General features: G+C 60.0%; 23 protein-coding genes and 1 pseudogene. 20 read left to right on the forward strand and 4 right to left on the reverse strand.

All coding sequences use genetic code 11. The annotated features are described in order from the left end of the window. Positions 1-575: 575 nt before the first annotated feature. Both rpmA and rplU read right to left on the reverse strand, forming a co-directional pair. On the reverse strand, positions 576-836 hold the full coding sequence (rpmA, locus tag NQ492_RS12195) for a 50S ribosomal protein L27 (protein ID WP_015546708.1): 261 nt from the start codon (positions 834-836) through the stop codon (positions 576-578). A gap of 20 nt (positions 837-856) precedes the next feature. Beyond that, positions 857-1,168 (reverse strand): 50S ribosomal protein L21, encoded by a 312-nt coding sequence (gene rplU / locus NQ492_RS12200; RefSeq protein ID WP_015546709.1) that lies wholly within the window; start codon positions 1,166-1,168, stop codon positions 857-859. Between the two features lie 153 nt (positions 1,169-1,321). Here rplU and NQ492_RS12205 point away from each other — a divergent pair, with 153 nt between their 5' ends. The 4 genes from NQ492_RS12205 (at position 1,322) to NQ492_RS12220 (ending at position 4,478) form a co-directional block, all read left to right on the forward strand. Then, on the forward strand, positions 1,322-1,690 hold the full coding sequence (locus tag NQ492_RS12205) for a response regulator (protein ID WP_022062195.1): 369 nt from the start codon (positions 1,322-1,324) through the stop codon (positions 1,688-1,690). Continuing rightward, positions 1,687-2,631: a hypothetical protein gene (locus NQ492_RS12210; protein ID WP_259872919.1), complete on the forward strand. Its 945-nt coding sequence runs from the start codon at positions 1,687-1,689 to the stop codon at positions 2,629-2,631. Before NQ492_RS12205 ends, NQ492_RS12210 begins: the two co-directional genes overlap by 4 nt. Beyond that, positions 2,628-3,548, forward strand: coding sequence for a hypothetical protein (locus NQ492_RS12215; RefSeq protein WP_259872920.1), 921 nt, complete (start codon positions 2,628-2,630; stop codon positions 3,546-3,548). Before NQ492_RS12210 ends, NQ492_RS12215 begins: the two co-directional genes overlap by 4 nt. Positions 3,549-3,632: 84 nt before the next feature. After that, on the forward strand, positions 3,633-4,478 hold the full coding sequence (locus NQ492_RS12220; RefSeq protein WP_015546710.1) for a 3'(2'),5'-bisphosphate nucleotidase CysQ family protein: 846 nt from the start codon (positions 3,633-3,635) through the stop codon (positions 4,476-4,478). Positions 4,479-4,610: 132 nt separating this feature from the next. Here NQ492_RS12220 and NQ492_RS12225 read toward each other — a convergent pair whose 3' ends face one another. Next, entirely contained in the window at positions 4,611-4,880 is a 270-nt protein-coding gene (locus tag NQ492_RS12225; RefSeq protein WP_022062413.1) for a hypothetical protein, read from the reverse strand. 129 nt (positions 4,881-5,009) lie between these two features. On the opposite strand from NQ492_RS12225, the gene trkA reads away from it, so the two are divergent. The 16 genes from trkA (at position 5,010) to NQ492_RS12305 (ending at position 21,632) form a co-directional block, all read left to right on the forward strand. Continuing rightward, on the forward strand, positions 5,010-6,350 hold the full coding sequence (gene trkA / locus NQ492_RS12230) for a Trk system potassium transporter TrkA (RefSeq protein WP_015546712.1): 1,341 nt from the start codon (positions 5,010-5,012) through the stop codon (positions 6,348-6,350). A gap of 43 nt (positions 6,351-6,393) precedes the next feature. Next, the gene (locus NQ492_RS12235) at positions 6,394-7,869 is read left to right on the forward strand and encodes a GH3 auxin-responsive promoter family protein (RefSeq protein WP_015546713.1); all 1,476 of its coding nucleotides are present in this window, start codon (positions 6,394-6,396) and stop codon (positions 7,867-7,869) included. A gap of 238 nt (positions 7,870-8,107) precedes the next feature. Continuing rightward, the gene (locus tag NQ492_RS12240; RefSeq protein ID WP_015546714.1) at positions 8,108-8,722 is read left to right on the forward strand and encodes a deoxynucleoside kinase; all 615 of its coding nucleotides are present in this window, start codon (positions 8,108-8,110) and stop codon (positions 8,720-8,722) included. A gap of 3 nt (positions 8,723-8,725) precedes the next feature. Further along, positions 8,726-10,150, forward strand: coding sequence for a methyltransferase RsmF C-terminal domain-like protein (locus NQ492_RS12245; RefSeq protein WP_256168708.1), 1,425 nt, complete (start codon positions 8,726-8,728; stop codon positions 10,148-10,150). A 2-nt stretch (positions 10,151-10,152) separates the two neighbouring features. Continuing rightward, on the forward strand, positions 10,153-10,764 hold the full coding sequence (locus tag NQ492_RS12250; RefSeq protein WP_015546715.1) for a MerR family transcriptional regulator: 612 nt from the start codon (positions 10,153-10,155) through the stop codon (positions 10,762-10,764). Between the two features lie 201 nt (positions 10,765-10,965). Continuing rightward, complete coding sequence (locus NQ492_RS12255; protein ID WP_015546716.1) at positions 10,966-11,751, forward strand: Nif3-like dinuclear metal center hexameric protein; 786 nt, start codon at positions 10,966-10,968, stop codon at positions 11,749-11,751. A gap of 22 nt (positions 11,752-11,773) precedes the next feature. After that, positions 11,774-12,535, forward strand: coding sequence for a zinc ribbon domain-containing protein (locus NQ492_RS12260; RefSeq protein ID WP_015546717.1), 762 nt, complete (start codon positions 11,774-11,776; stop codon positions 12,533-12,535). Positions 12,536-12,703: 168 nt separating this feature from the next. Further along, the gene (locus tag NQ492_RS12265) at positions 12,704-14,284 is read left to right on the forward strand and encodes an NAD+ synthase (RefSeq protein WP_015546718.1); all 1,581 of its coding nucleotides are present in this window, start codon (positions 12,704-12,706) and stop codon (positions 14,282-14,284) included. A 3-nt stretch (positions 14,285-14,287) separates the two neighbouring features. Continuing rightward, the gene (locus NQ492_RS12270; RefSeq protein ID WP_022061817.1) at positions 14,288-14,707 is read left to right on the forward strand and encodes a SoxR reducing system RseC family protein; all 420 of its coding nucleotides are present in this window, start codon (positions 14,288-14,290) and stop codon (positions 14,705-14,707) included. Beyond that, positions 14,707-15,606, forward strand: a complete 900-nt coding sequence (locus tag NQ492_RS12275; protein ID WP_015546719.1) for a Fe-S cluster domain-containing protein — start codon at positions 14,707-14,709, stop codon at positions 15,604-15,606. The genes NQ492_RS12270 and NQ492_RS12275 overlap by 1 nt, the downstream gene beginning before the upstream one ends. Positions 15,607-15,804: 198 nt before the next feature. Then, the gene (gene rsxC, locus NQ492_RS12280) at positions 15,805-17,151 is read left to right on the forward strand and encodes an electron transport complex subunit RsxC (RefSeq protein ID WP_044054182.1); all 1,347 of its coding nucleotides are present in this window, start codon (positions 15,805-15,807) and stop codon (positions 17,149-17,151) included. A 19-nt stretch (positions 17,152-17,170) separates the two neighbouring features. Then, entirely contained in the window at positions 17,171-18,199 is a 1,029-nt protein-coding gene (locus NQ492_RS12285) for an RnfABCDGE type electron transport complex subunit D (protein WP_015546721.1), read from the forward strand. Between the two features lie 14 nt (positions 18,200-18,213). After that, positions 18,214-18,876: an RnfABCDGE type electron transport complex subunit G gene (locus NQ492_RS12290; RefSeq protein ID WP_015546722.1), complete on the forward strand. Its 663-nt coding sequence runs from the start codon at positions 18,214-18,216 to the stop codon at positions 18,874-18,876. Further along, entirely contained in the window at positions 18,869-19,453 is a 585-nt protein-coding gene (locus tag NQ492_RS12295) for an RnfABCDGE type electron transport complex subunit E (RefSeq protein ID WP_015546723.1), read from the forward strand. The genes NQ492_RS12290 and NQ492_RS12295 overlap by 8 nt, the downstream gene beginning before the upstream one ends. A gap of 2 nt (positions 19,454-19,455) precedes the next feature. Continuing rightward, on the forward strand, positions 19,456-20,034 hold the full coding sequence (gene rsxA, locus NQ492_RS12300) for an electron transport complex subunit RsxA (protein WP_015546724.1): 579 nt from the start codon (positions 19,456-19,458) through the stop codon (positions 20,032-20,034). 326 nt (positions 20,035-20,360) lie between these two features. After that, positions 20,361-21,632 carry a site-specific integrase gene (locus tag NQ492_RS12305; RefSeq protein WP_015546725.1) on the forward strand — a complete coding sequence of 424 codons (1,272 nt, stop codon included), beginning with the start codon at positions 20,361-20,363 and terminating at the stop codon, positions 21,630-21,632. Between the two features lie 105 nt (positions 21,633-21,737). Here the strand turns inward: NQ492_RS12305 and NQ492_RS12310 are convergent. Continuing rightward, a pseudogene (locus NQ492_RS12310) lies at positions 21,738-22,255 on the reverse strand (DUF3408 domain-containing protein). Positions 22,256-22,317 lie beyond the last annotated feature (62 nt).

A 22,317-nucleotide genomic window follows, 5' to 3' on the forward strand; every position in this document is an offset into this window, starting at 1 on the left:
CTTTATCCCTCTGGCTGATCGGGGAACTTCATCAGGAGACTGTTTGAACCGGGTATGGGTGTTGTCAGTACCGTGTTATGCCTTGATTTGAGGATTGGGGCCGGCACGGGCACGGGACGATTTTCCTGTTCCGGCTCCTTGAAGCCTGCATTGAGAGGGACCGACTTGCGCTTTTTTGCTGGAAACAAAGCCGCGCGGTCATTATTCCGGGGCGGCATCCGCCGTTGCATCACGGTCGGGATTTCTGACGAAATCCCCGTGCTGCCGTCTCGGTTGGATTTTAGGGGCGGCGGCTGTGATTTAGGCGTCACAGATAACATTCTTCCCGGGGGATTCCTGTTTTTGCCGTTCGTTTCCGAACGACGGGTGTATAGAGGCGTCACACTGGAGAGATCTCCGACAGGAGTCCCATCCGCCGCCCCTTTTTTTCGGGGACGGGCCGACGGCCAATACGTCACTACATACTAAAGTTTCACCCGGCGGAAGGTTTCCGTTCCCGATTTTTCATTGATAACAGGCACACGAAAAAAGCGGCCCCTCACGGAGACCGCTTTTTATCGTTTTAGTTGTTTTGTTTACTCGCTGAGCGGGGAAACGCTTACGTACGATTTTCCTTCGCCCTTCTTGCAGAATTCTACCGTTCCGTCGACGAGAGCGAAGAGCGTGTGGTCCTTGCCCATGCCTACGTTTTCACCGGCGTTGTGCACCGTGCCGCGCTGGCGAACGATGATGTTGCCCGCCTTTGCGAACTGACCGCCGAACAGTTTGATGCCGAGTCGCTTGCTTTCCGACTCACGGCCGTTCTTCGAACTACCTACACCTTTCTTGTGTGCCATGTTGATTCAGTTTTTAAAGGTTATGCAACGATTTCCTCGACGAGAATCTGCGTCAGGTACTGGCGGTGTCCGTTGCACTTCTGGTAGCCCGTGCGACGTTTCTTTTTGAACACCAGAACCTTGTCATCCTTCAGATGCTTCAGGATCTTGCACTTCACTGCGGCGCCTTTCACTACAGGTGCGCCGACTTTAACCTGACCGTCGTTGTCTGTGAGCAGGACTTTGTCGAAACTTACGGACGAATTTTCTTCGCCCTGAAGACGGTGGACATAAAGTTTCCGACCTTTTTCAGCTTTAAATTGCTGACCTGCAATCTCTACTATAACGTACATTTAAGTCGATTATGTATTTGAACATAAATTCGGAGTGCAAATATACGCATATTTATCTTATAAACAACACATCCTGCAATTTTTTTTGCCCCGGTGCGCCTCTGGCACGGTTTTGGGCGCGGCAGACGCTGCCGGCAAAGCCGGCGGAAGGACATGCACCGAATATTGATTGTTTCCGACGAGGAGTTCCTGCGCGACGTGATCCGGCTTTCGCTCGCCGACATGCAGGCCGACGTGCGCTGTGCATCGGATGTTCCCGACATGCAGCGCATGGTCCGGCGCATGCTGTTCGACCTGGTCGTCGTCGTGGGGACTTCGGCTTTCTTCACGGGCTGCGACGTGGTGCGCACGCTGCGCCCCGCCGGTCTCGGACGGCCGCTGGTCTACGTCGTGGCGTGGCAGCAGGCCGAACAGACGGTGTTGAGCCTCTTGGAGTGCGGCGTCGACCAGTACATGACCTTTCCCGTGAGCCTTCAGCGATTGCGGACGAAGATCGCCAACGCCTTGAACCGACAGTTATGACCGAAACGCTTCTGATGCTCTATGCGATGTTTGCGGCGGCCGGGACGTTCGCCCTGCTGTCGCTGCTCGGCGCGGCCGAACTCCGCGCCCGGAGGCGGCGCAGCCGCGACGCCGCTCTGCGCGCGAAATACCTGCGTATCGTGATGCTTTACCTGCTTGCGGGCGAAGGCCCTGCGCCGCGGTTTCCGATGATCCGTCGTGCCGGTGCCCGGCTGCTGCTCGTCGAGACCGTCGCCGGACTTGCCGGCGTCACCTACGGACTGGACGCCGCGCCCCTGCGGCGCATCGTTGCGGAGTACGGACTCGACGCCTGGCTGCTCCGCCGCACGGCCCGCTCCCGGGGCTACCGCCGGGCGCGCTGCCTGCTGCTGCTCTCTCGCCTGCCCGTCGGCGCAGCCGCGGCGGACTGCGCCGCGCGTTATGCCGCGAGCCGCAACCGCTATGTGCGTTTCCAGTCGCTGATGGTGCGGCTTGCGGCCGATCCCTCGACGGCCCTGCGGCTGATGGCCGAATACCCCGAACCCTTTTCGGCCTGCGAAGTGGGGGAGATCATGGCCGTCCTGCGGCGCGGGATGCTGCCGATCGCCTACGAACCCCTCATCGGGTCTCCAAGCCGCAACCTGCGGATCGTGGGGCTGAACATCGTGCGGCAGTTCGGCATCGAGGAGGCCGAGCGGCTCCTGCTGCGCATCGTGTCCGGGGACGAAGACCCGGAACTGGTGCGCGAAGCGCTCTATACGCTCTGCGCGCTGCGCCGTCCGCTGACGCGGCGGGCCGTTTCCGGGCGGCTGTCGGCCATGCCTCCCGCCGAGCGCAAGGCCCTGCTGCGCTATGTCGTCGCCGAGGGCTATTCCCCGGGACCGCTCCGGCGGCTGCTCGACGAGCGCGAGCGTCCCTATTACGAATCGCTCGTGCAAACCTATAAACGCAGCCTGGCATGAAGCCGATCCTTCTCCTGCTGTTCGCTGCGACGGCGGCATGCGTGGGCGCGCTGCTGCCGCTGATCTCCCGCGCCCGCAGCAAACGACTGCTGCTGAACGCCGTGCGCAGGGCTTCCAGCGACGCCCCCGACGGCATCGGCATCTCGGTCCTGTGCAGCGGCGTGACGGATGCGGCGCAGATTGAAAATCTCCTCTCCCCCGAATACTCGCGTTACGAGGTGATCGTGGTGCTCGACGCCCGCCGCCACGCCGCGGAATTCGCCGCGCTGACGGCGCGCTACCACATGATCCGCGTCGAGTGGGTCTGTTCGGGCGAACTCGAAGTCTCGGGCGTCCGTGCGCTGGGGCGTTCGCGCAGGCGGTGTTTCCGGCGGCTGGTGCTCGTCGATCGGGCGCAGGATTCGGAGGCGGGCGATTTCGACGCCGCGGCGTCGGTGGCCACCTACGATTACCTGCTGCCCGTCCGCGCAGGATGTTTCCTGCTGCCCGGAAGCGTCGAGCGGCTCGTCGCCGAACTGGGCGAAGGCCGGCCGGGAAGCCTCGACCTCATACGCTCGCCCCTGGGCGAACCCGCCGCCTTGTTGAGCCGCGAGGCGGTGGTCGCGGCGGGCGGTTTCGGGATGCGCCCGCTGCGGGGGATTCCCCGCTGCCGGCGGAGGATGTTGTGGGAACCCCTGCTTGCCGCGCCGCGCTCCGGGGTCCGAATGCCGGGACGGCTGCGCGGACTGGCGGCGGCGTCGCTTGCCGCGGCTTTCGCCGCAGCGACCGCTGCGGGGTGGTGGACCTCCGCCGCCGCGCTCGCGACCCTCGCGCTGGTATGGGCCGGCGGGGAGTGCGCCGCGCGGCTTGCGGGCGGAACGGCCTTTTCGGCCCCGGGAGGCCTCACGGCATGGAGACGCCTTTTCGGACACTATTAAGGCACTGAAAATTTTTCGTTATCATAAATTCTTGTTACCTTTACCATGGCAATAAAAATTACCGATCCCAAAATACGAGTTACGATGATTAACGACAAGGTGAGAATGTATCTGCTGCCGCCGCTTTTCAATGCGGCAGTCAGAGCCGGAGCCTCGATCATGCGCGTTTACAAGAATCTCGACGATTACGATATAAGTCTCAAAGACGACAAAACCCCGATCACGCTGGCCGACCGCGTCGCGCACAAGACCATCCGCGAGTACCTCGGTCCCACACGTATCCCGATCCTTTCGGAAGAGGGTCGGAAGATGCGCTACGAAGAGCGCCGCAACTGGGAGCTTTACTGGCTGGTCGATCCGCTGGACGGCACGGTCGAATTTATCAAAGGCAACAACGAATTTACGGTCAACATCGCCCTGATGGAGAATAACGTCTGCATGGGGGCGGTTATTTATGTTCCCTATTTCGAAAAGATGTACATTGCGGGCCGCGATTCGGGTTCGTACCTCAAGGAGCATATCGCGCCGGACGCCGCCGCGGAGTATACCTACGACGAGATCGTCCGCAATTGGACGCCGCTGCCGCTGGCCGGGGAGGGGCCTCACGACCATCCGCGCGTGGCCCTTTCGCGTTCGCACCAGACGCCCGAGACCCGTGAGCATGTCGCCCGCCTTCGCGAGCGGCACCCCGATCTGGAGATCGTCGAGCAGGGCAGTTCCTACAAATTCTGCCTGCTGGCCGAAGGCCGCGTCGACTACTACGTCCGCACGACGCACACCTACGAGTGGGACACGGCGGCGGGGGAGCTGATTCTCGCCGAGGCCGGCGGCAGCACCCGTACGCTTCCCGACGGCCGGGAGCTGCTCTACAACGAGGAGGACCTCCGCAATCCGTGGTTCGTCTGCCGGTCGAAGTTCTCGAAGATATAGGTGGTTTTGCGAGCCGGTTTTCGTTCTGCGCCGGTTGCGTTCGATCGTCGCCTCTGCCGCCTGCGGCGGTATTTGCAGCAGCGGTTGGCCGGGATCGGACCGGCGAATGCCTGTCTGCTTTTCGGGTCTCTCCTATGAATTCTTGCTGATATGCTCGATGTCGCAGGCGCCGCAGTTGCCCGAGCAGCCCGCGACGCCCTGTCCGTCGGAGCAGTCGGCCCCGCCGTCCGCTTCGCGCGTCTCGTGCACGGCGCATTTGATGCCGAGTTTCTGCATGTTTTTATTGGTCGATATTTCCGAGTCGATGTTGTGCCCCTTGATCATCAGCGTGAGGGACATGCCCAGTACGAACAGCCCGACGGCGAGTATGGCGCAAAGCAGGAGGATTAACCACGTTGGCATAGGATTCCGTTTTTTTACTACCCGAAATTTGGGGTTTCGGGGACAAATGTATACATTTGTAAGATAAATTGCAAAAATGTTGCCCGGACCTTCCGGGCGACGTATTGTGCTGACTAAACAGACGCAACTATGAAAATCGTGATAGCGGGTGCCGGCGAGATGGGCAGTCACCTGGCCCGTATGCTCAGCGGCAACGGCCACGACATCACCATCATCGACAGCGACCAGAAGCTGCTCTCCGAGGTGGGCAGTCTGGCCGACGTGATCACCGTCGAGGGCGACTCGACGACCTTCGCCGTGCTGCGCGAGGCTTCGGTGCGCAAATGCGACCTGTTCATCGCCGTCAACCACGAGGAGAACGACAACGTCGTGGCGGCGATGCTGGCCAAGAAGCTCGGTGCGCGGAAATCCATCGCCCGCATCGACAACAACGAATACCTCGAACCCAACAACAAGGAGATGTTCATCGACATGGGCATCGACTACCTGTTCTACCCCGAGAAGGTCGCGGCCCGCGAGGTGATCAACCTGCTGGGACACACTTCGACCACGGAGTACGTCGATTTTTCGAGCGGCAAACTCTCGCTCGTGGTTTTCCGTCTCGAACCGGCCTCGCCGCTGGTGGGGGAGGTGCTCACGGGCTTCGACGACGACCAGGCCCCGTTGAGCTACCGCACGGTGGCCATCACGCGCGGCGGGCAGACGATCATTCCGCGCGAGGGCGAACAGTTCATGGAGGGCGACGTGATCTATGTCATCGCGCGTCAGGACGCCGTGCGGGAGGTGATGGAGTTTTCGGGCCAGTCGAACATCGAGATCAAGAACATGATGATCCTCGGCGGTTCGCGCATCGGCATCCGCATCGCCACCGAGTTGCAGGACGAGGTGAACATCAAACTGATCGACTACAACGCCGAGAAGGCCTACCGGCTGGCCGAGACGCTCGACAAGACGCTGATCATCAACGAGGACGGCCGCAACACCGAGGCGATGATGGAGGAGGGGCTTTCGAACATGGACGCCTTCGTTGCCGTGACGGGGCGCAGCGAGACCAACATCCTGGCGGCGATGCTCGCCAAGCGCATGGGGGTCAAGAAGGTGATCGCCGAGGTCGAGAATCTCAATTACATAAATCTCGCCGAGTCGATCGGCATCGACACGATCATCAACAAGAAGCTGGTTACCGCGTCGAACATTTTCCGCTTCACGATGTCGACCGACGTGCAGGCCATCAAATGCCTAACGGGGAGCGACGCCGAGGTGCTGGAGTTCATCGTGAAACCCAACTCCCCGGCCACGAAGGTGCGGATCAAGGACCTCGGGCTGCCGGAGGATACGATCATCGGCGGCATCGTCCGCGGCGACAAGGTTTTCATCGCCGTCGACAACATGGAAATAATCCCCTACGACCGCGTGGTGGTCTTCGCCATGCCCGGTTCGGTGGGGAAGGTAGGGTATTATTTTAATTAAGAATTCACAATTCAGAATTCACAATTCTGAATTGCAGCGCATCATGTCTTTTCGAAACATAATTCTCAAAGCCTGGTTCTCGCAGCGCGAGCGGGCCATCGACCGTTTTCGCCGCCGTCCTGTCGAGACGCAGGCGCGGATGTTCCGGCAGCTGCTGCGCCGGGGACGCTTCACGGAGTTCGGCGACCGCTACGACCTGCGGCATATCCGTTCGGTGGAGCGGTTCCAGTCGCAGGTGGAGACTTTCGACTACGAGACCTTCAAGCCCTATATCGAACGGATGATGGAGGGCGTGCGGAGCGTCACGGCTCCGGGTCGGGTGTCGCTGTTCGCCCGTTCGTCGGGCACGACCTCCGACAGGAGCAAATACATTCCCGTGACGATGGAGTCGCTGTGGTGGAACCATACGCTGGGCATGCGCGACGTGGCGACGGTCTTTTCGGCCAACAATCCGAAGACCCGCGTTTTCGAGGGCAAGACCCTGACGCTCGGCGGGTCGTGCAGCCGCGAGGGCCGCAACCTGGTCGGCGACCTCTCGGCGCTGCTGATCCACGAGACGACCTTCTGGAGCGGCTGGTTCCGGGCGCCGCGGACCGAGACGGCGATCATTCCCGATTTCGACGAGAAGTGCGCCGCCATCTGCCGCCAGTGCGTCGGCGAACCGATCACGGCCTTTGCGGGCGTCCCGTCATGGAACCTCGCGCTGATGCGCCGCGTGCTGGAGTATACGGGCCGGAAAAATCTGCTGGAGGTGTGGCCCGGGCTGGAGATGTTCGCCCACGGAGGCGTGGAGTTCGCGCCCTACCGGACGTCGTTCGAGGAGCTGATCCCTTCGGAGAAGATGAAATACATGGAGACCTACAACGCTTCGGAGGGATTCTTCGCCATGGCCGACGACCCCTCGCGCAGCGACATGCTGCTGATGCTGGATTACGGAACCTTCTTCGAGTTCCGCAGCGGGACGCAGATCGTGCCGCTCGAAGGCGTGGAGTGCGGCAAGGTCTACGCCGTGCTGATCACCTCGAACAACGGCCTGTGGCGTTACGAGATCGGCGACACGGTGGAATTCACCTCGACGAATCCCTACCGCATCCGCTTCGCGGGCCGCACGCGGCAGTATATCAACGTTTTCGGCGAGGAGCTGATCGTCGACAACGCCGAGCATGCGCTGCTGGCCGCCTGCCGGAAGACGGGGGCCGTCGTGAGCGAATACAGCGTCGCGCCGTGCTACATGTCGCTCCGCGAACGGGGCGCGCACGAGTGGATCGTGGAGTTCGAACGCGAGCCGGACAGCCTCGAACGTTTCGCCGAGGCGCTCGACGGGGAGTTGCGGGCCGTCAATTCGGACTACGACGCCAAGCGGCGGACCACGCTCGAACGCCAGCGCCTGACGGTCGTGGAGCGGGGGCGGTTCCTCGCGTGGATGCGCGCGCGGGGTAAAAACAAGGTTCCGCGGCTGGTGAACGACCGCCGCGTGGCCGACGAGATACTGGCTTTTCAGACCGAACAGACCCCTTGAGGCTGTCTGTCCGCATTTTGGCCGCGCTGCGAGAAGCCCCACCCGAGGGCCGTTTAAGAAACGGCTTTTGGGAATGGAAGCGTGGAATTGAGTCCGGATGCAGTGACTTTGCATCGCCCCTGAATCCCGGCTTTTAGCCGGGTGGAGTCAGGCTTGTAAAACGAGGCCGAAGGCGGCGGGATATGCGCTTCGGAGACCGGAAAACGAATGAGAAACGTAAAATAACACCTATACTGCCATGTACATAGCCATAGCCGGAAACATCGGGAGCGGCAAGACGACGCTTACCCAGATCCTTACGAAGCGCTACGACGCCAAGTGCTACCTCGAGGAGTGCGACAATCCCTATATCGGCGACTTCTACGAGGATATGAACCGCTGGGCGTTCAATCTTCAGATTTCGTTCCTCGGGAGCCGCATCCAGCAGACGATGGGCATGATCTCCGACTGCAAGTCGGGGGTGATCTTCCAGGACCGCACGATCTACGAGGATGCGCACATCTTCGCCGACAACCTGCATGAAATGGGGCTGATGGCCACGCGCGACATCGAGACCTACATGAAGATTTTCCGGCTGGTGACGACGCTCATTCCCAAACCCGACCTGCTGATCTACCTCAAGGCGAGCGTCCCGACGCTCATTTCGCAGATCCGCAAGCGCGGCCGCGAGTACGAGATGAACATCGACGAACTGTACCTCAAGCGGCTGAACAACAAATACAACCACTGGATCGACACCATTTACGAGGGCGAGGTGCTCGTCGTGGACAAGGACCACGAGGATTTCGTCTCGAACCCTGCGGTGCTGGAACGGATCTGCGCGCGCCTCGACGCGCTCAAAGCGAAGAAATAGCGCATGACGCTGCCTGCGAAATTCGTGGAGCGGGTCCTGCGCGACCTCGGCGGGACGGAGGGCGCGGCCCTCTGCGCGGCGCTCGACGCGGAGCCGCCGGTATCGGTGCGGCTGAACCCTGCCAAGACCGGGGCGGACACGCTTCCCGCCGGACCTGACGCCGGGCTTCCCGTTCCGGAGGCTGCGGGGCTTCCCGCCCTGGCGATCGCCGGGCGCGTGCCGTGGAGCCGTGACGGGCGTTACCTCGCCGTGCGTCCCTCCTTCACGCTCGATCCCGACTTCCATGCCGGGGCCTACTATGTCCAGGAGGCTTCGTCGCAGTTCGTGGGACACCTGCTCGCTGCGGTCCGCACCGAAGGGGCGCGCATCCTCGACCTGTGTGCGGCTCCGGGCGGCAAGACGACGCTCTACGCCTCGCTGGCCGGACCCGACGGGCTGGTCGTCGCCAACGAGATCGACCGCCGCCGCGCCTCGGTGCTGGCGGACAACGTGCGCAAGTGGGGTACGGGCAACGTGGCCGTCACGACCTGCGAGCCGCGTGCGCTGGGCGATTTCGAGGCGTGGTTCGACGTGGTGGCCGTCGATGCCCCCTGCTCGGGCGAGGGGATGTTCCGCAAGGACCCCGACGCCCGCGGCGAATGGAGCGAAGGCAACGTGAAACAGTGCGCCGCGCGGCAGGATGAAATCCTGCGCGAGGCGTGGCGGGCGCTGCGGCCGGGCGGCACGCTCGTTTACAGCACCTGCACGTTCAACCGCGACGAGGACGAAGGCGCGCTGGAGCGGATGGCGGCGTGGGCCGGCGACGAGATCGCCGAGTCGGAAGAAACGGCTGTGGAAGATGCGTGGGGCATCGTTTGCGGGCGTGTCGGAGCGTTCCGCACGTTCCGGTTCTATCCCCACCGGACCTGCGGCGAAGGGTTCTTCGCCGCCGTGGCCCGCAAATCGTTCGACGCCGGGGGGCGCGTGCGCGCGCCGAAGGCGCGTCGCACGGTATTTGCGGCCGTGGACCGGAAGACCGCCGGCGAACTGGCCCGCTGGGTGCGGAATCCCGGCGGTATGCGCTTCGCAGCGGTGGCCGACACCTGCTATGCATGGTACGCCGCGCAGGCCGACGCCGTGCGGACGCTCTCCGAGGCGTTGCCCGTGATCTATTCGGGCGTGGCGCTGGGGCAGGTGTTCAAGGGAGTGCTGAAACCCGATCCCGCGCTGGCTTTTTTCGACGGGCTGAACCGCGGGGCGCTGCCTGCGGCGGAACTGGACGACGAAGAGACGCTGCGCTTCCTGCGCCGGCAGGACATCGCCGCCGGAGGGCTGGCCGAGGGGATGAACCTCGTCTGCTCGCGGGGGCGTGCGCTGGGATTCGCCAAACGGATCGGTGCACGGGTGAATAACCTGTATCCCAACTCATTGCGAATTATAAAACAATAGATATGGCCGATAAACTTTTTTATTCGATGGGCGAGGTGGCCGAGATGTTCGACGTCAACACGTCGTTGATCCGCCACTGGGAGTCGCAGTTCAGCATTCTCCGCCCCAAGCGCAACAAGAAAGGCAACCGCCTCTTCTCGCCGGAGGACGTCGAGAACCTCAAGATGATCTACCACCTGGTCAAGGAGCGCGGCATGACGCTCGAAGGGGCCAAGAAGGCACTCCGGAAGGCGCCCTCCGAGAGCGGCGTGGATCGTGATGCCGAACTGATGGAGCGGTTGCAGCGTATCCGCGCCCTGCTGGTCGAGGTTCGCGAGGACCTGAAAGCCGGGGAGGGTGAGATCGTGACTGCTTCGGATGCCGACATGACCGATGCCGATGCCTCCGCTGCTGCCGCCGCTGATACCGCTGCCGCCGCCGAAACGCCCGTGCGCCGTCGCCGGGCCAAGGCCGTGGTGAAGATCGACGAACCGTCGGACGATGCCGCCGGGAAAGCCGCCGGGGATTCCTCGGCGCAGCCTGCCGTCAAACGCAACGTCCGCAGGCCCCGCCGCAAGAAGGAGGAGGCCGAAACCAAAGAGCTGTTCGCGTTTTACGAACAATCCTTATTTTGAGCATTGTCCGTAAAGACGTTCTCGATCCGCGCGGGGTATTGTTCAAGGATTCGCGGCTTTACCGGGCGTATTCACGGTGTGCCGCCGTCTTCGCAAGCCCCCGCCTCGGCGGGGCGTAATGCCGCGAAGCGACAGACCGGCTAAAAGCGCAGGTGCAGGCGGCGAAGAACTCCTGAATGCTGTATAATATAATTAACTCATATGATTATCAAACAAATAACCGACATTATCGAACGCTTTGCCCCACTTGAGTGGCAGGAATCGTATGACAATGCGGGACTTATCGTCGGCCGCCCCGACGACGAGGTGCACAAGGCCCTGCTGGCCGTGGATGTTACCGAAGAGGTGCTGGACGAGGCCGAAGCCGAAGGGTGCGATCTGGTGATCACACATCATCCGATCGTCTTCCGCGCGCTCAAGCGGTTCAACTCGGCCGATCCCGTCGAGCGGTGCGTCGAGCGGGCCATCCGCAGCCGGATCGCGCTCTACGCCTGCCACACCAACCTCGACAGCGCCCCCGGGGGCATGAGCTGGCGGCTGGCCGAAATGCTGGGCGTGGGGAACCTTCGGGTCCTCCAGCCTTCGGAGACCGGGGACGGCGCGGGGTTCGGCGTCGTGGGCGAACTGCCGGAAGCCATTGACACCGTGGAATTTATGCGGATCATCCAACGGCGGCTTGAGGTGAGCGTCATACGGTACAGTGACATAGCGACATCCGGGGTGCGCCGCGTGGCGGTCTGCACCGGGGCCGGGGCCTCGCTGATCGGCGAAGCGCGCCGTGCCGGGGCCGACATCTACATCACCGCCGACATGAAGTACAACGACTTCATGGCGCCCGACAAGGCCCTCACGGTGGCGGATATAGGTCATTTCGAAAGCGAATATTGCGCAATTCAATTAATATTTGATATTTTATCGAAAAATTTATGTACCTTTGCGGTTCGCAAGAGTGAACGCTCGCGCAATCCGGTAAACTATCTGGTTTAAGTCTAAACTATAAAGACAACATATGGCAACGCAAAAGAAGACGGCCGACGTCGATTATTCGATGCAGGAGAAGATCATGGCGCTCTATGAGCTGCAGAAGATCGACAGCAAGATCGACGAAATCAACAAGGTGAAAGGCGAACTGCCTCTCGAGGTTCAGGACCTCGAGGATGAGATGGCCGGGATGAAGACCCGCATCGAACACATCAACGCCGAGATCGAGGAGCTGAACACGCTGACCAAGCAACGCAAGCGCGAGGTGGACCAGGCTAAAATTATGATCGGCAACTACAAGGAGCAGCAGAACAACGTGCGCAACAACCGCGAGTTCGACGCCATCACCAAGGAGATCGAGTATCAGGAGCTTGAAATCGAGCTGGCCGAGAAGCGCCTGAAGGAGTATTCCGCCGGCGTGAAGGCCAAGAAACTCCAGCTGGAGGAGGCCGAGAACCTCTCCGTAGAGCGCGCTGCCGACCTCGCGGCCAAGAAGGCCGAACTGGAGGGCATCGAGGCCGAGACGGCTCCGCTGGTGGCGGAATACGCCGCACAGGGCGAGCGTGTCAAGGAGAAGATCGACGAGCGTCTGCTGGCGGCTTACGACCGCATCCGCCGCAACGTCCGCAACGGACTGGCGGTGGTGACCGTCAAGCGCGACGCCTGCGGAGGCTGCTTCAACCGCATCCCGCCCCAGCGTCAGGTGGACATCCGCCAGGGCAAGAAGATCATTATCTGCGAATACTGCGGCCGCATCCTCGTTGCCGATCCCGACGAAACGCAGGAATAGAGACGATACGAACAGCGAAAAGGCTTCCGGAAAACCGGGAGCCTTTTTTATTTTTAAATATTTTTGTAAATACGGGAATGTTAATTTATTAACATCGAAAATCTTTCCGACTTTTGCAAATAATCCTTAACTTTGCAAAGTTGTAATTTCCGGACTTAAATTATTCGCATGAAAATAGCCATAGCTCAGCTGAATTACACGATCGGAGACGTGGACGGCAATGCCTCGAAGATCATCGACTCCATTCACAAGGCGAAAGCGCAGCATGCCGACCTGGTGATTTTCGCCGAACAGGCCGTGAGCGGAACCCCAGCCTTCGACCTGCTGCGCAAGACGACCTTCCTCGAACTCTGCGAGGACGCTCTGGTCGAAATAGCCTCGTGCTGCGACGGCATCGCCGCCATCGTCGGTCTCCCGATCCTCACGGCGGACGGCACGATCAGCGCCGCGGCGCTGATCCAGGACCGCAAGGTGCTGCGCTACATCGGCAAGAAATACATCACGGCGCGCCGTGAAATGGGTTTCCTGGTCCCTTCGAAAGGCTATGAATACGCCACGATCAAGGGCCATAAGTGCGCGATCATCGTGGGCGACGATTTGAGCCGCGAGCGCGACTTCGACCAGTCGGTCGAAACGGTCATCTCGATCAACGCCCGCAAATACGGCAAGGGAACCATGACCTACCGTTACGAGATGATGCGCAACCTGGCTTTCGTCGAGAGCAAGAATCTCGTGCTGGTCAATCAGGTGGGCGGTTCGACCGACATCGTCTACGACGGCACGTCGGGCGCGCTGAACAGCCGCGGCGAACTGGTGCTGATGATGAAGAATTTCGAGGAGGATTTCCAGATTTTCGATACGAAGGCGTCCGCCCGGCCGATCACGATCCCCTCGACCTACAACGACCGCACGCGTCTGGTCTACGAGGCGGCACGCTGCGGACTGCGGGACTTCTTCCGCAAGAACGGCTACCGGAAGGCTTCGATCGGCCTTTCGGGCGGCATCGACTCGGCCGTGGTGGCCTCGATCGCCGCCGATGCGCTGGGGGCGGAGAATGTCCGCGCGCTGCTGATGCCCTCGCCCTTCTCGTCCCTCGAGTCGGTGGAGGACGCCAAGGAGCTGGCGCGCAACCTCGGCATCGAATACAACGTCATTCCGATCTCGGAAATCTATACCAGCGTGGTGAACACCCTCAAGCCGGTCATCGGCGGCACGGAGTTCGACGCCACGGAGGAGAATATCCAGACGCGTATCCGCACGGTGCTGCTGATGGCCCTCCAGAACAAAACGGACTACATCCTGCTGAACTCCTCGAACAAGAGCGAGAACGCACTGGGGCTCTGCACCCTGTACGGCGACACGGCAGGCGCTTTCAGCCCCACGGGCGACCTTTACAAGAGCGAAATGTACGACGTGGCACGCTATATCAACCGGACGCAGGGCAACCCGATTCCCGAAAGCATCCTGACCAAGGAACCTTCGTCGGAACTGCATCCCGGACAGAAGGACAGCGACATTCTGCCGCCCTACGAGGTGGTGGACGCCATCCTGTTCCGCATGATCGAGGAGGGGCAGCACCGCGAGGAGATCGTCAACGCGGGTTTCGACTCGGAGGTGGTGGAGAAAATCCACGGCATGATCATGCGCAACGAGAAGAAACGCTACCAGTTTCCGCCCGTGCTGCGGCTCTCGTCGTGCACGTTCGGACATGAGCGGCTGATGCCCCTCACCAACAAATACGGAGATTAGGGCGTGGCGGATTTGATCGAACACTGCGGCGTGGTGGAACGTACGGAGCGCGACACGGTCTATGTGAGGATCACCTCCCGGAGCGCCTGCGGAACCTGCAAGGCCCGCCAGGCGTGCGGCCTGGCCGAGGCGCAGGACAAGATCGTCGCCGTGGCGACCCCCGAGGCCGGGCAGTATGCCGCCGGCAGGGAGGTGATGGTCGGCGTGCGGCGGAGTGCCGGCGTACGCGCCGTCGTGCTGGCCTATGTCGGTGCGCTGGCCGTCCTGCTGGCCGTTCTGGTCGGGACGATCGCCGTCGCCGGATGGAGCGAAGGTGCGGGCGCCCTCGCCGCTATTGCGGGCGTGGGCGTTTATTATTTCGCGCTGTGGCTCTTTCGGCGGAAAATCGAACACACAATTCAATTTACAATAACAAAAATCTGATGGAAGTATTACTTTACACGATCCTGACGCTGTGTGCGCTGGGAGTGTTCTCGGCGGTAATCCTCTATTTCGTGGCCCGGAAATTCCGGGTCGAGGAGGACCCGCGGATCGACGAGGTGGAGAAGATGCTCCCCGGGGCCAACTGCGGCGGCTGCGGATTCGCAGGATGCCGGGGTATGGCCGACGCGCTCGTGAAGCGCGACGACATCTCGGCGCTCTTCTGCCCCGTGGGCGGCGGCGACTGTATGAAAGCCGTGGCTGCATACCTCGGAAAGGCCGCTGCCGAAAAGCAGCCCGAGGTGGCGACCGTCCGCTGCGGCGGCACGTGCGAGAAGCGTCCCCGCACCAACGAGTACAACGGGGCCAAGTCGTGTGCCGTGGCTTCGTCGCTCTATGTGGGCGAGACGGGCTGCGCGTTCGGCTGTCTGGGCTTCGGTGACTGCGTCGCGGTCTGCGCCTTCGACGCCATTCACATCAACCCGGAAACGGGACTTCCGGAGGTCGACGCCGACAAGTGCACGGCCTGCGGCGCCTGCGTGAAGGCATGTCCGAAAATGATCATCGAACTGCGGAAGAAATGGCCCAAGAACCGTGCGGTGTACGTGTCGTGCGTGTCGAAGGACAAGGGCGCCGTGGTGATGAAGGCCTGCAAGGCCGGATGTATCGGCTGTGGCAAGTGTGTGAAAGTATGCGCCTTCGATGCCATCACCGTGGAGAACAACCTCGCCTACATCGACCCGCAGAAGTGCAAGCTGTGCCGCAAGTGTGTGAACGAATGTCCTACGGGAGCCATCCGGCTCGTCGGCATGGACCCGCTGCCCAAAGCCCCGAAGGCTCCGGCAACACCGGCAACACCCGCCGCTCCGAAGGCCGGGGCTGCGCCGAAAGTTGAAAACTGAAAGAGACGAGTTGAGACTTTTCCATCCGCATTCCGGTTGACAATCCGGTCGCGGGCGATAAGTTCCCGTCAAGGCGGGGATTTAGAGGTGGGTCAAATGTATAAACGCGGCGTTGCGCCGCGATCACGACCTGCGGATAAGGAAAAACGACACAGGTTTTTCGAAGCAGAAGCATAAAAATAGAACCTTACTATATCTATGAGAACATTTCCAATGGGCGGAGTCCATCCGTCGGAAAATAAGTTGAGCTGCGCCAAACCGATCGAGGTGCTGCCGCTGCCCGATGTGGTGACGATTCCCCTCGCACAGCACATCGGCGCCCCGGCGGTGGCCAAGGTCGCCAAAGGCGATCGGGTGCTCACGGGCCAGCTCATCGCCGAAGCCGGCAGTTTCATGTCGGCGAACATCCACTCCCCGATTTCGGGTACGGTGACGGCTGTCGATATGGTCGTCAACGGCCAGGGCCTGCGCCAGATGATGATCACCATCAAGCGCGAGGGCGACGACTGGGCCGAGGGCATCGACCGTTCGGACGCGCTGGTGAAGGTCTGCCCCTTCTCGGCGCAGGAGATCATCGCCAAGATCAAGGACGCCGGCATCGTCGGCATGGGCGGCGCGACGTTCCCCACGCACGTGAAACTCTCGGTTCCTCCCGGAAAGAAGGCCGAGTGCGTCATCATTAACGGCGTGGAGTGCGAACCCTATCTTACGTCGGACCACCGCACGATGCTGGAGCACGGCGAGGAACTGGTCGTCGGCGTCACGATTCTGATGAAGGCCGTGGGCGTCGGGAAAGCGTATATCGGTATCGAGAACAACAAACCCGACGCGATCGCGCATCTGACGAAGATCGCCGCCGGATACAAGGGCATCGAGGTCGTACCCCTAAAGGTGATGTACCCGCAGGGGGGTGAGAAACAGCTGATCGCAGCCGTCACGGGCCGTCAGGTTCCGCCTCCGCCCGCGCTGCCGATCGACGTGGGGGCCGTGGTGTGCAACGCCTCGACGACCGTTGCCGTCTATCAGGCCGTGCTGAAGAACAAACCGCTGATCGAGCGGGTGGTGACCGTCACGGGCAAGAGCGTGAAGGAGCCGAAGAACCTGCTGACCCGCATGGGTACGCCGATCTCGGCGCTGATCGAGGCCGCGGGCGGCCTTCCCGGGGATGCGGGCAAGGTGATCAACGGCGGTCCGATGATGGGCCGGGCGATGGTGAACCTCGACTCGCCCGTGACGAAGGGCTGCTCGGGCATCACCGTCATGTCGGGCCGCGACGCACAGCGCCGCGAGGCGACGCAGTGCATCAAGTGCGCCAAGTGCGTCTCCGCCTGTCCGATGGGACTGGAACCCTATTACCTCTCGAAGATGACCCAGAAGAAGGGCTGGGACGAACTGGAAGCGCTGATGATCACCTCGTGCATCGAGTGCGGCTGCTGCCAGTCGACGTGTCCGGCCTATCTGCCGCTGCTGGACTGGGTGCGCCTCGGCAAGCAGACCGTGATGGGCCTGATCCGCGCACGAGCAGCGGCTGCACCTAAAAAGTAAATGAAAAAACAGTATAGATATGGCTAATAAACTCATTGTGGCTCCCGCACCCCACGTGCAGACGGCCCAGTCGACGACCCGGATCATGCGCGACGTCGTGATCGCGCTGATGCCCGCGCTGGTCGTGTCGACGGTGGTCTTCGGACTGGACGTGCTGCGCGTTACGGCCCTTTCCGTGGTGTCGTGCGTGGTGATCGAGTACCTGATTCAGAAATTCATGGTCCGCGGTGCGACTACCGTCGGCAACTGGTCGGCCGTGGTGACGGGCGTGCTGCTTGCCTTCAACCTTCCGGCGTCGATTCCCTGGTGGATCGTCGTGATGGGCGCCTTCGTGGCCATCGCCGTCGCCAAAATGACCTTCGGCGGCCTGGGCAAGAACCCCTTCAACCCCGCGCTGGTGGGACGCGTGTTCCTGCTGATCGCCTATCCGGTGCAGATGACCACCTGGCCGCTGCCCGTGAACGGCTCGTTCGACGTTCTGTCGGGCGCCACGCCGCTGGCGGCCGTGAAGCAGGGGCTGGCGGGTCCCGGCGCCATCGGCGTGCAGGAGATGCTGCTGGGCAACATCCCCGGTTCGCTGGGCGAGGTGGCCGCTGCGGCCTTGCTGTGCGGATTCGTCTACCTGCTGTGGCGGCGCGTGATCACGTGGCACATTCCCGTGACGGTGCTCGCGACGATGGCTGTGTTCGCCGGGGTGGTTGCGATGTGCTCCGTGTCGTTCGACGCGCTTCCGCAGGCTGCCGACGGAACCTGTTCGGCCGGTTATAAACTGGGATACCTCTTCGGGACTGCGTGGAGGGCCGGTATATTCCATGTCCTTGCGGGCGGCGCGATGTTAGGTGCGATCTTCATGGCCACGGACTATTCGACCTCGCCGATGACCGTTCGGGGCGGCGTGATCTTCGCCGTGGGAATCGGACTGATCACCATGTGCATCCGTCTGTGGGGCGCTTATCCCGAGGGCATGTCGTTTGCGATCCTGATTATGAACGCCTGCGTGCCCCTGATCAACAAATATGTCAAACCCAAGCGCTTCGGCGTGAAATAAGAGGAGGTGACAGCATGAAAAGTACACTTTTGAACATGACGGCCGTCCTCTTCGGCATCACCCTCGTGGCTTCGGCCGGAGTGGGCTTCGTCAATATGATTACCGTGGAGCCGATCGCGGCGGCCAAGGAGGCCGCGACGCTGGCGGCCCTGAACGAGGTGCTTCCGGCGTTCGACGTCACGACGACCGAGGAGCTGACCATCGACGACATGCCGATCACGGTTTACACGGCGACGGCCGGGGGCAGCGTGAGCGGTTATGCCGTGCAGTCGATGACCAAGCAGGGCTTCGGCGGCGTGGTGCGCCTGATGGTGGGCTTCACGCCCGAGGGCGAAGTCGTGAACGTCAACGTGTTGGAGCAGACCGAGACTCCGGGTCTCGGTACCAAGATGGCCGACGAGGGCAACGTCCTGCTTGCGAGCGTCAAGGGACGGAAACTCGAATCGAAGAAGCTCGTCGACGGCAAGCTGGCTGTGACGAAGGATGGCGGCGACGTCGATGCGCTGACCGCCGCAACGATCTCGTCGCGCGCCTATGTAGACGCGATCAACCGCGCGTGGATGGCTTACAAGAGCGTGGCGACGGGCGAAGCCCCGACCGACACGGCGTCCGGAGCGACGGCCGCCGCCGGACAAACCAACGAGCCTGCGGCTCAGGAAGGAGGTCAAAATGAATAAACTGCAAATTATATCGAGCGGCATCGTCAAGAACAACCCGACGTTCGTGCTGGTGCTGGGCATGTGCCCCACGCTGGGTACGACGACTTCGGCCGAAAACGGCATGGGCATGGGGCTGGCGACGATGGCCGTGCTGATCATGTCGAACCTTGTGATTTCGCTGATCAAGAACATCATTCCCGACAAGGTCCGCATCCCGGCGTTCATCGTCGTGATCGCCTCGTTCGTGACGATCATCCAGATGCTGATGCAGGCCTATGTGCCGGCGCTGTACGGAGCGCTGGGTGTCTTCATCCCGCTGATCGTGGTGAACTGCATCATCCTCGGCCGCGCCGAGGCCTTCGCTTCGAAGAACTCCCCGCTGGATTCGATCCTCGACGGCGTGGGCATCGGCCTGGGCTTCACGCTGGCGCTGACTGTGATCGGCGCCGTGCGCGAGATCCTGGGCAGCGGCGCCATCTTCGGCGTCAACCTCGGCTTTGCGGACGTTGCGCCGCTGATCTTCGTGCTGGCCCCGGGGGCATTCCTGGTGCTGGGCTATCTGATGGTATTGTTTAACAAATTAGCCAAGAAATAGTTATGGAGCTTTCCTATTTTGCAATCATCATCGGCGCCATCTTCGTCAACAACGTCGTGCTGGCGCAGTTCCTCGGCATCTGCCCCTTTCTGGGCGTGTCGTCGAAAGTCGAGACTTCGCTGGGTATGGGAGCTGCCGTAACCTTCGTGATGGCCATTGCGGCCGTCGTGGCGTGGCTGATTCAGACCTATGTGCTCGTGCCGCTGGACATCGTCTATATGCAGACGATCGTCTTCATCCTCGTGATTGCGGCCCTCGTGCAGATGGTCGAGATCATGCTCAAGAAGCTCTCGCCGTCGCTCTATCAGGCGTTGGGCATCTTCCTGCCCCTGATCACCACTAACTGCGCCGTGCTGGGCGTCGCGATCCTGATGATCCAGAAGGAGTTCAACCTGTTGCAGAGCGTCACTTATTCGGTGGCCACGGCCCTCGGTTTCGCCCTCGCGCTGGTGCTCTTCGCAGGTATCCGCGAGCGTCTCGATTTCGAGGACGTGCCCAAGGCGTTCAAGGGCATTCCCATCGCGCTGATCACGGCCGGGATTCTGGCCATGGCGTTTATGGGATTCTCCGGTCTGGTTTGATTTCCGATTTGTAAGCGGCTATTTCCGCACATCCCTCGAACGGGGCGAATGGAATGTACTTGAGGTACTACCCATTCGTTTCCCGAGAGGAGAAAATGGGTGTAAATATTAAATATTCAGCGATTTAATCTTTGCACAGGGTTTCTTCTTCGAGGGATTCCAAGCATAATAAGGTAATTCCAGACGAGGTTACGGTTTCCAGATCGTTACCTCGTCTGTTTTGCTGTATTTTGCATAAAATATTCGTTTGCAATTTCTTGCATCGCGCTTCATCTTGACAGACAACTCTGAGGAAATTAGTTTTAACCCCCAAATTTCATCGGAGTATGCGCAGTACATTCAAGGTTCTGTTCTACCTCAAAAAGGACAAACACAAAGTTCAGCCGGTTGTTCCCGTCATGGGCCGTATTACCGTCAACGGTACGATCTCCCAGTTCAGCGCCAAACTTAGCGTTCCTCCCCATCTGTGGGAGGTGAAGGGCGGTCGCGCCAAAGGCAAAAGCCTCGAAGCCGACCGTATCAACCGCTATCTGGATAATATTCGTATCCAGATCGGAAAGCATTACCAGTCTATCTGCGACCGTGACGGATATGTTTCCGCCGATAAGGTGAAGAACGCCTATCTGGGTTTCAGTAAAAGGTATAAACTGTTACTGGAGTTATGCGATGAATTCTGCAAAGAGTACAAGAACCGTATAGATGTGGACCGTACTATCCATTCCTTATTCCGTTATCAAACGCTACGACGCGATTTGAGTCTTTTCATCTGTCAGGACTATAAAGTCAAGGATATACCCCTTGTGGAACTGGATCAGTCTTTTGCAGAGAAGTTTGCCGCCTATCTGAAACATGTCAGGGGCCTTGCCGACACGACGATCAGCGTTGAGATCAAATCACTGAAGCATATCGTCAAGAAAGCGTTTAACGACGGGCAAATGGAGAAGAATCCGTTTGCCTATTACTACTACTTTGCCGACCAGCCGGAAATTGAATATCTCACCGAAGAAGAAATCAATAAACTAATTATCGGCAAAGTCAAGCAGCAGCGTCAGGATCGGACACGGGATATGTTTCTGTTCTGTTGTTTTACGGGCCTGTCCTATGCCGATCTGGCCAAACTGAGTTATGAGGAGTTGAAACAAACTCCGAACGGAGCATGGTGGATTAGCAGTATCCGTCAGAAAACGAAAGTACCGTTTACGGTAAAACTACTTCCGGTTGCGAAAGCTATTCTTGAAAAGTATCGTATTCCTGCCAACCGATTCAACCGGCTCTTTCCCGAGAATCCGGGAAAGGTTTTTCCGGTAGCTTCATTGAAATCCTCGGATGTCTGCCTGAAACATATCGCCAGACAATGCGAAATTACCAAGAATCTGAAATTCCACATGGCGAGACATACCTTTGCAACGACGGTCTCCTTGATGAACGGCATTCCGCTGGAAACAGTGTCAAAAATGTTGGGACACAAATATACGACCACGACTCAGATTTATGCCAAGGTGACAAACCAAATGATAGATAATGCGATAAGCCGAATAGAGGACCAAATTGGCGAACGGTTCCAATGTCCAACTCTGAAAGAAGAGAGCGACGGCTAATCCGAAAGACATCGGCGGAAAAGGCGACATTCTGCGGTTCGGATGCCAGTCGCTTCGCTACGTCCATATCAGAAACCCAAAGTAATCGCTTATCGCATTGTCTGTTTAAAATAGTCGTCTGTTGTTCTTCTTCTCGTGGAGATAATTCAACTCGTCGCTGTAAATTCCGATTACAAAGCGCAGCATATTGTCGACCAAAGCTGTAAGCCTTGTATTCTCATTCCCAATAAGTGGAGGATTGCCGATACTTTGTACTTGGTTGCCGCACTGATATAGATCGCCGAACGGTTACGGCAGTCCGCCGGGGCAAAGAACGTGCGTTCGAAATCCGGCAGCGGAATCTTTTTGCGACGGAATCCGGCCAGCTCCTTTACGTCACTCGTTTGGGTATTGGCGTCTGTCCTTTCAGCAGTCGGAGCCGATGCTCCGGATACCGTTTCCGATGTCTTTCCCTCGGGAGCGTCCGTATTTTCCGCTTCCGGTTCGGGAATCCGGCGGATGACTTTCGAATCCAAAGGGGCCTGTCCGGCGATCATCTGACGCATCAATTCTTCGTCGACTTCGATACGGGGACGCTTCGATGGTTTTGTTGCGAGGTTGTCGGTTTCTTTTAATGAATCCATGGTACAATGTTTTTAAGATTGAACGTTCGCTTTATGCTTGTAAAGCGTGTGTGTCTGGTTTT

It is taken from the genome of Alistipes shahii WAL 8301 (genome assembly GCF_025145845.1).
Lineage (GTDB): Bacteria > Bacteroidota > Bacteroidia > Bacteroidales > Rikenellaceae > Alistipes > Alistipes shahii.